General features: G+C 73.8%; 7 protein-coding genes. 2 read left to right on the top strand and 5 right to left on the bottom strand.

The genetic code is table 11. The annotated features are described in order from the left end of the window. Positions 1 to 83: 83 nt before the first annotated feature. Together D3A60_RS07280 and D3A60_RS07275 are read right to left on the bottom strand one after the other, a co-directional pair. Complete coding sequence (locus D3A60_RS07280) at positions 84 to 2,204, bottom strand: TonB-dependent receptor family protein (RefSeq protein ID WP_196778687.1); 2,121 nt, start codon at positions 2,202 to 2,204, stop codon at positions 84 to 86. Positions 2,205 to 2,301: 97 nt separating this feature from the next. Next, positions 2,302 to 4,134 carry a D-(-)-3-hydroxybutyrate oligomer hydrolase gene (locus D3A60_RS07275; protein WP_231120434.1) on the bottom strand — a complete coding sequence of 611 codons (1,833 nt, stop codon included), beginning with the start codon at positions 4,132 to 4,134 and terminating at the stop codon, positions 2,302 to 2,304. Positions 4,135 to 4,224: 90 nt separating this feature from the next. Between D3A60_RS07275 and D3A60_RS07270 the strand changes: the two genes are divergently transcribed. Next, a complete protein-coding gene (locus tag D3A60_RS07270) occupies positions 4,225 to 4,887 on the top strand; it encodes a response regulator transcription factor (RefSeq protein ID WP_119718040.1) in 663 nt (220 codons plus the stop codon). A gap of 333 nt (positions 4,888 to 5,220) precedes the next feature. Next, the gene (locus D3A60_RS07265; RefSeq protein ID WP_157981423.1) at positions 5,221 to 6,576 is read left to right on the top strand and encodes a vanadium-dependent haloperoxidase; all 1,356 of its coding nucleotides are present in this window, start codon (positions 5,221 to 5,223) and stop codon (positions 6,574 to 6,576) included. A 72-nt stretch (positions 6,577 to 6,648) separates the two neighbouring features. On the opposite strand, the gene D3A60_RS07260 is transcribed toward D3A60_RS07265, so the two are convergent. The 3 genes from D3A60_RS07260 to D3A60_RS07250 all read right to left on the bottom strand — a co-directional run bounded on the left by D3A60_RS07260 (position 6,649) and on the right by D3A60_RS07250 (position 13,953). Next, the gene (locus tag D3A60_RS07260; protein ID WP_119718038.1) at positions 6,649 to 9,981 is read right to left on the bottom strand and encodes a hybrid sensor histidine kinase/response regulator; all 3,333 of its coding nucleotides are present in this window, start codon (positions 9,979 to 9,981) and stop codon (positions 6,649 to 6,651) included. A gap of 148 nt (positions 9,982 to 10,129) precedes the next feature. Continuing rightward, positions 10,130 to 11,545 (bottom strand): phenylacetate--CoA ligase family protein, encoded by a 1,416-nt coding sequence (locus D3A60_RS07255; RefSeq protein WP_196778686.1) that lies wholly within the window; start codon positions 11,543 to 11,545, stop codon positions 10,130 to 10,132. A 182-nt stretch (positions 11,546 to 11,727) separates the two neighbouring features. After that, positions 11,728 to 13,953: a TonB-dependent receptor gene (locus tag D3A60_RS07250; RefSeq protein ID WP_407062775.1), complete on the bottom strand. Its 2,226-nt coding sequence runs from the start codon at positions 13,951 to 13,953 to the stop codon at positions 11,728 to 11,730. Between the last annotated feature and the right edge of the window lie 89 nt (positions 13,954 to 14,042).

The raw sequence follows: 14,042 nt of genomic DNA, 5'->3' as shown, positions 1-14,042 counted from the left end.
GCGTCTGCCGCGTCGGCCGACAGCGTGCCAAACGCAGCGTGACGGCAGCAAGTCGACCCGCGCTTCCGGTCGTGGCGCGCCGGTCAGTAGCGCCAGCCGACGCCCACCGTGAAGCTGCGCCGATCCGCCGGCTCGAAGAAGCGCGCGTTGCCCTCGTTGACGATCACCGAGCCGACGTGGCGGCGGTCGAACAGGTTGTCGACGCGCGCGAACGCGTGCAGCCCGGCGTCGGCGTCCGCCGCCCACGCGACGCGCAGGTTGAAGCGCGCGTGGCCGGCGGCTTCGTCGCTGTTGCGGTCGTCGACCGGCAGGCCGGCGCTGAAACGCGCTTCGATCGCGCTCGACCACGCGGCGTCGGCGCTGCGCCAGTTGAGCTCGGCATACCCGTCGGCGCGCGGGACGCCGGGGATCCGGTTGCCGGCATCGACGGTGCGCGTGACCACCGCGCCGCCGGCGAAGACCGTGTACGCGAACGGCGCAGAGAAGCGCGCACGCACCGCGTTGGCCGCCAGCACGTAGCCCAGGCCCCGTGGCAGGTCGCCTTCGAGGCCGAGCTCGACGCCGTCGCGCCGGGTGTCGCCGGCGTTGGTGAAGCTGGCGCGACCGCCGCGGCTGTCGGCCGGCACGATCTCGCCATCGCCGTCGATGCGGTACAGCGCCGCGCTGAGGCGCACGCCGTCGCCGCGCCAGCGCCAGCCGACCTCGCCCGAGCGGATGCGCGCCGGCTGCAGGTCGCGGTTGAAACCACCCTGCCCGTCCGGCCGATAGGCCAGCTCGGTGATCGTCGGCGTCTCGAAGCCGCGGCCGACGCTGGCGAAGGTCTCGCCGCGGCCGAACGCGCGGGCGACGCCGAGCGAGCCGGCGGTGCGCGAGAAGCGCAGCGCGCCGCTGTCGTCGCCGTTGGCGGGGAACGCATCGCGCGATTCGAAGTCGAGCCGCGCGTGGCGCAGCCCTGCGAGGAGCGACCAGTCCGGCGCCGGCGCCCACTCGCCGACGGCGTAGGCCTCGCGCTGGTCGACGCGGTTGGCCTCGTCGCGGCGCAGCCGGCCGCGCACACCGAGCGCGCTGCCGACGAAGTTCTCGTAGCCGCGGCGGTCCTCGTCGAGGCGCCCGACCTCGACGCCGAGCGCGAGCGCGCCGCGCTCGAAGGTCCAGCGGTGGCCGGCGTCGACGCCGAGCTGCTCGCGCCCGAGGTCGATGACGCCGCCGGCGCTCGACGCCGGGCTCTGCGCGCCCGGCGGAATCGCCAGGAACTGCACCACGTCGCGTGCGACGCCGTAGCCGTTGACCCAGGCGCTGCGGCCGGGGGCGTAGTCCGACTCCCAGCGCAGGCCGAGCTGGCGGTTGCCGATGCGCTTGCGGGTGTTGAACTGGACCGCGACCGGGTCGGTGCCCGGGCCCGTGCCCGCGTCGTAAGCGCGCAGCGCGTCGCGCGACAGGCCGAGCGGGTCCTGGGTGTACGGCTGGTCCAGCCACTGCGCGGTCACGCGCACGCGCGTGCGCTCGTCGCGGGCCCACTGCGCGACCAGCCCGGCGGTGTGGCGCTCGGCGGCGCTGTGCGGCCGCGCGCCGCCGGTCGCGAACGTGCTCGCGCCGAGCCGCCAGCGCCAATCGCCGGCGACGCCGTCGTGGCGCAGCGACGCGCGGCGCGTGGCGTCGCTGCCGAACCAGGCGCCGACGTCGCCGCCGGGCGTGTCGCCCAGCTCGGTGTAGCCGGCGACCACGCCGCCGGCCGCGTTGCCGTACGACAGCGCCAGCGGCCCGCGCAGCACCTCGATGCGGTCGAGCGTGTCGAGCGCGAACGTCGCCGCCTGGCCCTGGCCGTCGCTGGCGCTGGCGGGGATGCCGTCGACGATCAGCCGCAGGCCGCGGATGCCGAACGTCGAGCGCGCTCCGAAGCCGCGGCTCTGCAGCTGAAGGTCCTGCGCGTAGTTGCGGCGGTCGAGCACGGTGATGCCGGGCACGCGCGGCAGCGCCTCGGCCAGGTCGAGCGCGCGCCGGCCGTCGCGCAGCTGCTCGCCGGACACGATGTCGACCGCGCCGGGGAACGACGACAGCGCGCGGCTGGCGCCGACGACGCGCACGCGGTCGAGCTCGGTGGCATCGGCACCGGCCGGGCGCGCATCGGGCTGCTGCGCCACCGCCGGGGTCGCCACGGTGGCGGCGATCAGGCACGGCAGCAGTCGGCGGGCAGGCAGGCGCATCGGCGGCTCCATCGCGGGGCCGCACAGTATCGCGTGTGCCGATCGCCCCGGCCGTCCGCTGCGCCGAACGCAGCGGTCCGTCGGCGACGTTGCCGGGTCAGTTCGAGGGCAGCGCGAGGCTGGCGGCGTCGAGCGCTGTGCCCATCGGCCGCGGCGTCGGTTCGATCAGCGCGTCGGCCGGCAGCGGCGCGCCGCCATCGAGGTGCGCCTGCACCCGATCGAGCGCGGCGAACACGTACGGCAGCAGCGGCACATAGCGGCTGCGGTAGTCGGGCAGCGCGAGGAACGCATCGAAATGCTGCGCGCGGCGGACCTGCCAGTGGCGGACATCGCGCCCGGCGGCCTTCGCCATCGCCACGTACGGGGCGCTGGTGAACGCGGCCGGCACGAGGCCGTCGTCGAGCCCGTGGATCACCACCACCGGCACGCCGCTCGACGGCGCCGACGCGCGCGTGCCGGCGATGCCCTGCTGGACGCGCGCGGCCCTGCCGTCGCGCCCGGTGGCGAGCGCGCGCAGGCAGCGCAGGCCCGGGTAGGTCGGATCGGCGCCGGCCAGGTGCGGGTCGACCAGTCCGATGCCGTTGCCGGGCGGGATGCCGCTGCCGTCGGCCCACCACGCCGCGCGCTCCGCGGCCGTCGCGACGCGCGGCGCGCCGTCGGCGCCAAGCATTGCGAAGCCGAACCCGCACGGGTGCGCGCCGACGCCGGTGCGCGCGTAGGCGGACGCATAGGTGGCCGCCACCGCGCGCCACAGGTCGAAGCCGACCGACAGCGCGCCGGCGCGCAGCGCGTCGTCCGTCCAGCCGCCCGCGCGGAGCGCGTCGTACGCCGAGCGCGCCTGGGCGGCGGTGTCCGCGCCGGCGATCACGCCGTCGGCAGCCAGCGACGCGCAGCGCCGGGTCCAGCCGGGCGCGGCCTGCGCGGTGACCGGCGGCTGCGGCAGCCCCTGCAGGTGCAGCAGCGCGCACGGCATCAGCAGCGCCGCGTCGGTGGTGACGTCGTACAGCGTGCGACCGCCGGGCGAATCGGCATACACGTTCGGCTCGCCGGCGACGACGGCGTCGAGCCAGCCCTCGCCCGCCTCTGCCGCGCGCAGGACCGCGCCGCCGCCGTTGGAGATGCCGACCGCGATGATCCGCGTGTTGGCGTGGGTGAACGGGGCGTCGCCCGGGCGCGCCTCGTTGAGCACCTGCAGCGCGTAGTCGGCGGCCTGGCGCACGTGCCGGCCCCAGTCCGCTTCGGGGTTGTCGCCCGAGTGGGCGTGCTTGAACGCGACGCCGCGCACCCCGGCCGGGCCGGTCGGCGCGTCGGGGGCGAACGCCAACGCGACGTCGGCCGCGCCCGTCACGGTGCCGTCGGCCGCGACGCCCTGCCCCGCATCGAGGTCGAAATAGTCGGTGCCGGCGCCCTTGTCGGTGTAGGCGACTGCGCAGCCCTTCGGCAGGCCCCAGGCGCCGGCGACCGAGATCGCGCCGTAGACGCCGCGCGAGCCCGACGACGCCGTCACGACGACGCAGCGCCGGGCCGCATCGAAGCCGTCGGGCACCTGGACCATCACCCGATGGGGTTGCGTCGCACCCGGCACCCGGGCGTAGGCGCTGAACTCGCGCCCGGGCACGGCGGCCACACTGCCGTACCAGTCGCCGAAGCCACCGCCGGGCACGAGGTCGGCGATGCCGCGCCAGTTGGTCCAGACCGCGCGGCGGCGCAGCTCGGCCGCGGTCGGTGCGTCGGCGATGGCGAACGCCGGCGCGATCGGCTGGCGCAGGCCGGCGATGCCGAGGCCGGCGGTCAGCAGGTCGTCGTCGCCGCGGTGCTCGGTGACGCGTTGGGCGGATACGTCCATCGAGGCCGGCCGGTCGGCGCGCGGCAGCCCCGCGCAGGCAGTCAACAGGACGACGGTGGCAGCGGCGGCGAGCGATCGGTTCATTCCCGCAGCCTAGCAAGCGTCCCGCGCGGCCCCACTGTACTTTGGTACCAGCGCGCCGCTGCGCTTGACCGGGCTTGCTAGGCTGCACGCATGCCCGTGCTGCTGATCGCCGACGACCACCCGCTGTTCCGCGCCGCGCTGCGGCAGGCCGCCGCCGATGCGGTCGCCGACACCCAGATCCGCGAGGCCGACCGCCTCGACGGGGTGCTCGCCGCGCTCGACGCCGAGCCGGGCATCGACCTGGTCCTGCTCGACCTGCACATGCCCGGAAACCACGGCCTGGCGGGCCTCGCGGCGATCCGTGCGCAGCATCCGGGCGTGGCCGTGGTGGTGGTGTCGGCGAACGACGACCCGCGCGTGGTGCGCCGCGCGCTCGACCACGGCGCGGCCGGCTACCTGCCCAAGAGCGCCGGCCTGGACGAACTGCGCGACGCGATCCGCGCGGTGCTCGCGTGCGAGCAGTGGCTGCCGGCGATGCTGCGCGCCGCGGTCGCGCGCACGCAGAGCTCCAGCGCCGATGCCGACCTCGCCGCGCGGCTGGCCAGTCTTTCGCCGCAGCAGTTCCGCGTGCTCACGCTGGTCGCGCAGGGGCTGTTGAACAAGCAGATCGCCGACCGCCTCGACGTGCAGGAGCGCACCGTCAAGGCGCACCTGTCGGCGATCTTCGAACGCCTCGGCGTGCGCAACCGGACGCAGGCCAGCGTGGTGCTGCGCGAGCTCGAGCTGACCGACCCTGCGCGGCAGATCGACTGACGCCCTCCAGGCGCGCACACACGGCGGCCTCCGGCGGCGCCGCGTCGCGACACCGCCCCCGCCGCAGCTCGTTCGATGCCGTGACCGCCCGCGTCGCGCGCGGCCACGTTCGACGCCGCGCGTGCGCCACCGCGCGCGATCGCGGAAAAACGCACCGGGTCGCGGCCACCGGCCATGCCCATCCCCCGCCGCCCGCCGCGCCGCATGGCCGTCGACGGGGCAGCCGCGCGTGAGTCCCAGTGCGGTGCCGCGATTGCGCGCCACCCGCGTGCCGGCAGGGGGAGCCGGGGTTGCCTACGCGCGCCGCCGACCACCCATCTGAAGGAGTACGACATGCCGCTCCATTCCACTCCGTCCGCGCGCGGGTCGCGCTTTCGACTGAACGCCACGCTGCTCGCTTCGGCCCTGCTGCTGACGCTGCCCACCGCCGCGGCCGCCGACACGGTGACCGACTGGAACGCCGTGGCGATGGGCCCGACGGTCGCACCGCGATTCGGCGGGCCGTACAACCAGTTCCTCGCCGCGGCGGCGGTGCAGCTCGCCGTCCACGACGCGCTGAACTCGATCGATCCGCGCTACGAAACCTACAACGTCGTGCCGGCCGCGCCGGCCGGTGCGTCGGCGGATGCCGCGATCGCGACCGCCGCGCGCGACACGCTCCTCGGGCTGCTCGCGCTGCTGCCCGACAGCGCCGCCAAGACCACCGCCATCAACAACATCAACACCGCCTACGCCAACACGCTCGCCGCGGTACCCGATGGCGTTGCCGAAACGCAGGGCATCGCGGCGGGCGCCGCCGCCGCGGCGGCGATGCTGGCCGCGCGTGCCGACGACGGCTCGCTGTTCCCGCACACACCCGGCTACTCGGCCGAACCCGGTGCCGGAATCTACGTGGCCACGCCGAACCCGATCGCCCCGGGCGTACCGCAGTTCAGCAACTGGAAAAACGTCAGGCCGTTCGTGGTCGAAAGCTCCAGCCAGTTCCGCGTCAACCCCGGCGTGATCTTCGACCTGACCAGCGCGCAGTACGCCAGCGAGTACAACCAGGTGAAGCAGATCGGCGACGCGCTGAAGCGCGGGGCCAATCCCGATTCGCAGCAGAGCGACATCGCGCGCTTCTGGGCCAGCGGCGGCGTCGACTGGAACGCGAACGCCCGGCTGATCTTCGGCGGGTTCGACCTCGACCGCTGGGAGCACGCGCGCGCGCTGGCGCTGATGACCGTGTCGATCGCCGACGCAACGCTCAACAACGCCGAGAGCAAGTACTACTACGCGTTCTGGCGACCGGTGACCGCGATCCGCTGGGCCGACGACGGCAACCCGGACACCGACAGCGATCCGACCTGGCGGCCCTTCCTGACCACGCCGCCGTACCCGGACTACCCGTGCAACTCGACCTCCGCCGGCGGCGGGGCGACCACCGCGCTGCGGCTGGCGCTGGGCACCAACAGCGCCGGCTTCACCCGCACCGTCAACGCACCGGCGATCCCGCTGCCGGCGCCGCTGAACGAGCTGCCGGCCAAGCCGATCACGCGCCACTTCGGGTCGCTGACCGCGGCGGCCGGCGAGCTCGCGCGTTCGCGCGTGTACGCGGGCATTCACTTCTACGAAGGCTGCAAGGCCGGACTGGACCAGGGCGCCGCGGTGGCGGAGTACATCCACGCCCGCGCGCTGCGCCCGCTCGACTGATCGTGCGACTCCGCCCCCTCCCCCCGCGGAGGGGGCGGCTGCGGCCTGGCGTCGCCGGCGCGCCGCAGACGCTCACCCCAATGTGCGCGAGGCCAGCAGCCGGTCCAACACCGATTTGAGCGCCAGCGGCTTCAGCGGCTTGCCGATCAGCGACAGCCCGGCCTCGTGCACCGCGCGGCGCACCGCGGCGCCGCCGTCGGCGCTGAGGACCAGCGTCGGCCGCGGTCCGAACGCGGCCGCGAGCCGCTCGGCCAGCGCGACGCCGGTGTCGCCGTGGTCGAGGTGGTAGTCGAACAGCCACAGGTCCGCGTCGGCACGCTGCAGGCAGGCGCGTGCGCCGTCGCCGTCGCCGGCGGTGTCGACCTCGCAGCCCCAGCGCTGCAGCAGGCTCGCCAGCGCGGCGAGCGCCAGCGGATCGTTGTCGACCACCAGCACGCGGGTGCCGGCCACGCCGCGCCGCTCGGGCATCGCGCCGCCCTCGTTCACGCGGTCGCGCCGGAGCAGCGGCACCTCGACCGCAAACGTCGTGCCCCGCCCGGCCGCGCTGCGCAGCGACAGCGGCGTGTGCAGCAGCTGGGCGATGCGGTCGGCGATCGACAGGCCCAGCCCCAGCCCCTGCCCGGGCGCGTCGTCGCCGCGTCGGAACTCCTCGAAGATCAGCGCCTGCTGGTCCGGCGCGATGCCAGGACCGGTGTCGCACACGGCCACCCTCAGCCGCCCCCCGGCCCGACGTGCACCGAGCAGCACGCTGCCGGCGGGCGTGTAGCGCACGGCGTTGGCGAGGAAGTTCTGCAGCACGCGGCGCAGCAGCTGCGGGTCACTGCGCGTCCAAGCGCGCGTCGGCACGTAGCGGAATCGCAGGCCGCGCGCGGCGGCGATCGCGCCGAACTCCGACGCCAGCGGGTCGAGCACCTCCGCCAGCGGGAACTCGCGCGGCTGCGGTACCAGCCCGCCGGCCTCGAGCCGTGACATGTCGAGCAGGCCGGTCAGCAGGTCGTTGGTCGAATCGAGCGCGCCGCGCACCTGCGCCAGCGTCTGCCGCTGGCCCGGCGCGTCCACGTCCTGGGCCAGCGCGTCGGTGAACAGCTGCGCGGCGTGCAGCGGCTGCATCAGGTCGTGGCCGATCGCAGCGAGGAAGCGGCTCTTGGCCTCGTTCGCGCGCTCGGCCTCGCGCTTGGCGACTTCGAGGTCGACGGTGCGCTCGACCACGCGCAGCTCAAGCGTCTCGTTGGCCTGGATGAGCCCGGCCTCGGCGCGGCGGAACGCAGTGACGTCGGTGAAGGTCGCGACGAAGCCGCCCCCAGGCATCGGGTTGCCGCGGATCTCCACGATGCTGCCGTCGGGCAGCACGCGCTCGGACAGGTGCGGCGTGCCGGCGCGCATGTACGCCAGCCGGCGGTCGAGGCCGCGCTCGATGTCGCCGCCCATCGGCAGCCGCTGCATCGCCCAGCGCGCGAGGTCGGCGATCGGGCGGCCGACCTGCAGCATCTCCGGCGGGAAGCCGAACAGCTCGACATAGCGGCGGTTCCACGCGACCAGCCGCAGCTCGGCGTCGACCACGCTGATGCCCTGGCTCATGTTCTGCAGCGCGGCCTCGAGCACGCGCTGGTTGAAGCGCAGGTCGGCCGAGGCCTCGCCGACGATCGCCGCGACCGTGTCGAGGTGCCCAGCCTCGCGGCGCGCGGCATCGAGCAGCACGCGCGCCGACGCCGAACCGAGCACCGCGGCGAGTTCGCGCTCGATCCGCGCCTCGACCACGCCGGGCACCGGGCCCGTCGCCGGCGCCTCGGCGAGCATCTGCGCGACGCGCTCGCGCGGCAGGAAGCGCAGGCCGGCGTTGCGCAGCGTGCGCGCGTCGAGGCCGCGGCGCGCGTCGCGCGGCGACTCGCGGCGCCACGCCGACACCAGCACGATCGCGACCGTGCCGGCGAACAGGCTGGCGCCGACAGCGCGGCCGAGCCGGCTCCAACCGGTCAGCCCGAACAGCCCGTCCGGCGACAGCGCGCCGACGCCGAACGGGCCGGCGGCGAGCCACTCGGGCGAGGCGCCGCGCACCGCGAGCACGGTCGGCACCAGCAGCACCCACGCCCACGCCGCGAAGCCGAGCAGCACGCCGGCGATCGCCGCGCGCGGCGGCGTCTGCGGGCGCCACACCGCGAACGCCAGCGCCGGCACCAGCGTGGCCAGCGCCGAGAACGACACCGCGCCGACGTCGGCCAGCGCATCGCTGCCGGCGACCAGCCGGCTGTACGCCCACGCCAGCAGCATGATCACGACGATGCCGGCGCGGCGCAGCGCCAGCACGCGGCCGCGCAGGTCGCTGCCGTCGTCGCGCGACCACGCGCCGCGCAGCAGGCCGGGCGCGAACCAGTGGTTGCCGATCATCAGGCTCAGCGTCAGCGTGCTGACGACCACCATGCCGGTCGCCGCGCTCAGCCCGCCGAGAAACGCGAACAGCGCCAGCCCCGACTGCCCCTGCGACAGCGGCAGCGCGAGCACGTACAGGTCGGACGGCACCTCGGCGCCGAGCAGCGCCGCGCCGGCGTGCGCCAGGGGCAGCACCGGCAGCGCGATCAGCACCAGGTACAGCGGGAACTGCCAGCGCGCGGTGCGCACGTCGGCCGGATCGCGGCACTCGACCACGGCCACGTGGAACTGGTGCGGCAGCACGAACATCGCGAACGCGCCGAGCAGCACCAGCGGCACGAACCCGCTGGGCCCCGCCGGTGCCGGCGCCGCCGGCACCTCCGGCAGATCGCCGAGCCCGAACCAGACGAACGCGCCGAGCGCGAGCATCGCCGCCAGCTTGAACACCGACTCGAACGCCATCGCCAGCACCAGGCCGCGGTTGTGCTCGGCCGCGCTGGCGCGCCGGGTGCCAAACAGCATCGCGAAGAGCGCCATCGCCAGCGCCACGTACAGCGCGCTGTCGCGCCACGCCGGCAGGGCGGCGGCGTCCGGCGCGGCGGTCGTCAGCATGCCGAAGCTCATCGCCACGGCCTTGAGCTGCAGCGCGATGTACGGGATCAGGCCGAGCGCCGCGACCAGGGTCACCGTCGCCGCCAGCCAAGCGTCCTTGCCCAGGCGCGTGGCGATCAGGTCGGCCAGCGAGGTCGCGTTGGTCTCGCGCGCCAGCCGCACCAGCCGGACCATGAACCCCATCGCCAGCGCGTAGAACGCGATCGCGCCGAGGAACGTCGGCGGCAGCGGCCACCCGTACCGCGCGGCCTGCGTGACCGTCCCGTAGAACGTCCACGAGGTGCAGTGCACCGCCAGCGACAGCGCGTAGACGTGCCGCCAGTGTCGGGCAAAAAGCGCCGGTCGCCGCTCGGCGTACAGGGCCGCGCCGAACAGCAGCGCGAGCCAGCCGACGCTCGCCAGCGCGACCGCGGTGAAGCTCAGCATCGCGGCACGGGCGCGGGCGCGACCGCGGCGGCGGGCGCGGACCGGTCGGAAAAGTGGGGCTGGATCGGAGGGGCCATGTCGGCGTCGAGAATATCGCGCGCGGTGCGCGCTCGGGTCCGCCGGGCGCGTGCCGACGGCGCGCCCGGCGTCAGGCCAACGCGACCGCGGCCTCCAGCCCGAGCCCGCGCACTGCCTCGACCGCGTGCAGCAGCGTCATCCACACGCAGTGCGCCAGCTTCGACACCGCCACGCGAAGCTTGCCGGTCGGCGTCAGCGGCAGCTCCCCGGTGCGCGCGAACGCAAGCTCGACGCTGCTCCCGAACGCGTCGACCATCCGCCGCCGGACCTGGTCGAGGGCGTCGTCGGCGAGTTCCTCGCTGCCGACGACGGCGACGTCGATCCGGTCGATCCGCTCCTGCACCGCCTGGAACCGGCGCACGCCCGGCGTGGTGAACATCAGGTACTCGAGGTACTCGCCCACGTAGTGGCCCTCCGGCGTGCGCAGCGCGTCCATGCGCCGGCCGTCGACCGAGGCCAGCACCGGCAGCCCGCGCCCGCACGGGCAGGCCGCGTCGCTGGCGCTGGCCGTGGCGAGGTCGCCGTTGGCGTAGCGCATCAGCGGCATGCCGTAATTGAACAGGTCGGTGACCAGCACCTCGCGCGGACCGGCCTCGCCGGCGGGCGTCGCGGGGTCGCCGAGTTCTACGCGCAGGTGGTCGGCATTGACGTGCAGGCCCTGCCGGCGCTCGCACTCGGAGGCGATCAGGGCGAACTCGCGGCAGCCGTAGGTGTTGAACACCGGGCAGCCGAACGCCTCCTCGATCAGCGCGCGCTGGTGCGATCGCAGCGGCTCGGCCGCGCACAGCACCGCGTCGGGCACGTGCACCCGCCGCCCGCTGGCGATCAGCCACTGCGCCAGCCGCACCGCGGAGGCGACATAGGCCACGATCACGCGCGGGCGGTGCGCGTCGATCGCATCGGCGTAGGCGACGAGGTTGTCGTCGCGCATCCGGAACACATCGAGGACGCGCCGGTTGAAGGCCGCGTGCTGCAGCCGAGCCTTGATGCCGACGCCGGGGGGCTCGCCCCACAGGTGCAGCGCCCGGCGGCCCAGCGGCGCGCCGGCCCACGCGTAGCCGCGGTGCATGACCGCGTTGCGCCGCTCGTAGTTCTCGCGGGTGTAGCCGATCCGCAGCGGCTCGCCGGTGGAGCCGCCGGTGGTCTTGAACAGCATCGATCCGCGCGCCGGGCGCGCGAGCAGGTCGTCGAAGTGGTCGCGCACGTCCTGCTTGGTCAGCACCGGCAGGCGCGCGTAGTCGTCGACGCCGCGGATGTCGGCAGGCGAGCCGACTCCCGCCGCGCCCCAGCGCCGGCGGTAGTACGGCACCTCGTTCCAGCAGTAGGCGACCAGCCGCGACAGTCGCTGCCACTGCAGTGCATCGACCTGCTCACGCGGCAGCCACTGGGTGCGTTCGTACTCGCGCAGGTGCGCCAGGGTCCGGCGGCGTCGCAGCAGTCCTTCGTACAGTGGGAACAGCAGCCCCCGGAACAGCGGTTCGTACATGCGCGCCCAGCCCCCTACCGATGCGCCTGCAGGGCTCGCGTGATGACCGCCCTTTGCGTTGGTAACGCAAACGAGTGGCGCGGGAGGCCACTCGGGCGCCGCATCGACGGGTGGCGCCACCCGCCGGAAACAGAACGGCGGGCCGAAGCCCGCCGTCCGCTTTGATCGCCTTCGGGGAGCGATCAGAAGTCGTAGCGCACCTGCACCGAGTACTGGCGCGGCGGGCCGTAGAAGCCGGTCAGCACGCCTAGCGCGGCGTTGAGGTTGTAGCCGGTGGTCCGGTACTCCTCGTCGGCGAGGTTGGTGCCCTGCAGGGTCACCGTCCACGGACCGCCGCTCTTCCAGGTCACGCCGGCGTTGACCAGGCCGTAGCCCTCCTGCGTGATCGGCAGCGCGCCGGTGCGGACGATCTCGGTCGTGGCGACCACGTCGTCCTGGTAGCTGTAGCCGACCCGCGCCGACAGGTTGCCGCCGCTGGCCAGGTCGGTGCGGTACTCCAGGTTCAGCGCCCCGGAGAACTCCGGGGCATTGGTGAAGGCCTGCTCGTCGGCGATGTTCTCGCCGCGGTAGATGAACTCGTCGTACTTCGCATCCAGGTAGGCCAGGTTGCCGGACACCAGCCAGTTCGGCGTCGGCAGCCACTGGTACTCGACCTCGATGCCGTTGACCGTGCCCGCACCGGCGTTGGTGAAGTCGCCGAAGAAGGCATCGTTGGTGCCGTCGCCGTTGCTGTCGTAGGACGTGAACACCGACAGCTGGATGTCCTCGTACTTGTTGTGGAACGCGGCGAGGTTGAGGAACAGCGTCTGGTCGAGGAAACCCATCTTGGTGCCGACCTCGAAGCTGTCGACGACCTCGTCGTCGAACGGCTCGGCCGAGCGCGGCACCGCGGTGGCCTGCGCGCGGATGTTGTAGCCGCCGGACTTGAAGCCGCGCGACGCCACGCCGTAGACCATGATGTCCGGAGTGACCTGGTAGTTCAGCGACACCTTCGGCGAGGTGTTCTTGAAGTTGATGGTCTTGTCGAAGTCGGCGGCGATGACGCCGGTCGGCACCGTGAAGCTGGCGTCGCGGTAGCCCTGGTTGAACACGTCGGCGCGCTTGTCCTCGTCGGTGTAGCGTGCCCCGACGTCGAGCGAGAGCTGCTCGGTCAGGTCGAACGTCCAGTCGGCGTAGAGGGCGACCGACTCGGTGTAGACCGTGCCCTGGGTGTCGCCGAACAGCAGGTTGAAGAAGTTGTTGAGCACCTGGCCGCCGGCCTCGCCGTCGAAGGCGTAGATGCCCATCACGCCGCGGGCGCGGCCGCCGGCGTCGTAGTTGGCCTGCAGTTCGTGGCTGACCTGCTGGTCGCGGTAGAACGCCTTCACGTCGGCGATCTTGTTCTGCAGCGTGTCGAAGTCGATGTTGGTCTCGGTGTCGGACTCGCGCTTGGCCAGCACGTACTTGAACGCCCAGTCCTCGCTGGCCGCCCAGTTGACCGCCGCCGACGCGCCCTTGAGCGTGGTGTCGTTGACGTTCGGCATGCCGTTGCGCACGTCGTAGCGCGAATCCAGCGGGGCCTGCGTGGGGGCGAAGCGGTTCGGCCCGAGCATCTTGGCGCCGCGCACGCCGGACTGGTCGTCCATCCAGTCGAACGCGAACTGGATGTTGAGGTCGTCGGACACGTAGGCGCCGACCTGGCCGCGCAGCGCGAGGATCTCCTTGTCGCTGACCTCCTGGCCGGTGGCGACGTTCTGGCCGAAGCCGTCACGGTTGAGGCTGGCCACCGCCAGGCGCGCGCGCAGGGCCTCGCTGCCGCCGATCGGGCCGCCGACCGCGGCGCGCACGTCGAGCTGGTTGTAGTTGCCGACCGTGACCGAGGCGAAGCCGTCGAACGCGGTCGGCAGGCCGCGCGAGATGTACTTGATCGCGCCGCCGATGGTGTTCTTGCCGTACAGCGTGCCCTGCGGGCCGCGCAGCACCTCGACGCGCTCGACGTCGAACACGTCCAGCAGCGCGCCCTGCGGGCGGGCGATGTAGACGTCGTCCATGTAGATGCCGACGCCCGGGTCGACGCCCCACAGCGGGTCCGACTGGCCGACGCCGCGAATGTAAGCGGTGATCGTGCTCGACGAGCCTCGCGCGGCGTAGATCGTCAGGTTCGGCACCTGCGCGTCGAGGTCGGACAGGTCGTCGACGGCGAGCCGATCCAGCGCGTCCGCACTGAACGCGGTCACCGCGACCGGCACCTCCTGCAGCGTTTCCTCGCGCTTGCGCGCCGTCACGGTCACGGTGCCGAGCGTGGTGGCGCGGTTGGCGTCGGTCGCATCCTGCGTGGACGTCGCGGCGGGGGCGGCGTCCTGCGCCCAAGCGGCCGGCGCCAGCAGGACGCAGGGCGCGGCAAGGGCCGCCGCGATGGCGATGCTCAGATGCTTGCGGGTGTTGTTGGTGCGACCTGCCACGACGTTCTCCCCAGGTGTGTGCTGCATGCGAATGTGGCGGACGGGACCCCCCGTCA

The sequence above is a fragment of the Cognatilysobacter tabacisoli genome, assembly GCF_003586305.1.
In the GTDB taxonomy this organism is placed as follows: domain Bacteria; phylum Pseudomonadota; class Gammaproteobacteria; order Xanthomonadales; family Xanthomonadaceae; genus Cognatilysobacter_A; species Cognatilysobacter_A tabacisoli.
The sequence above is the reverse complement of the archived record's forward strand: the minus strand, read 5'-3'. Positions and strand labels throughout refer to the sequence as shown.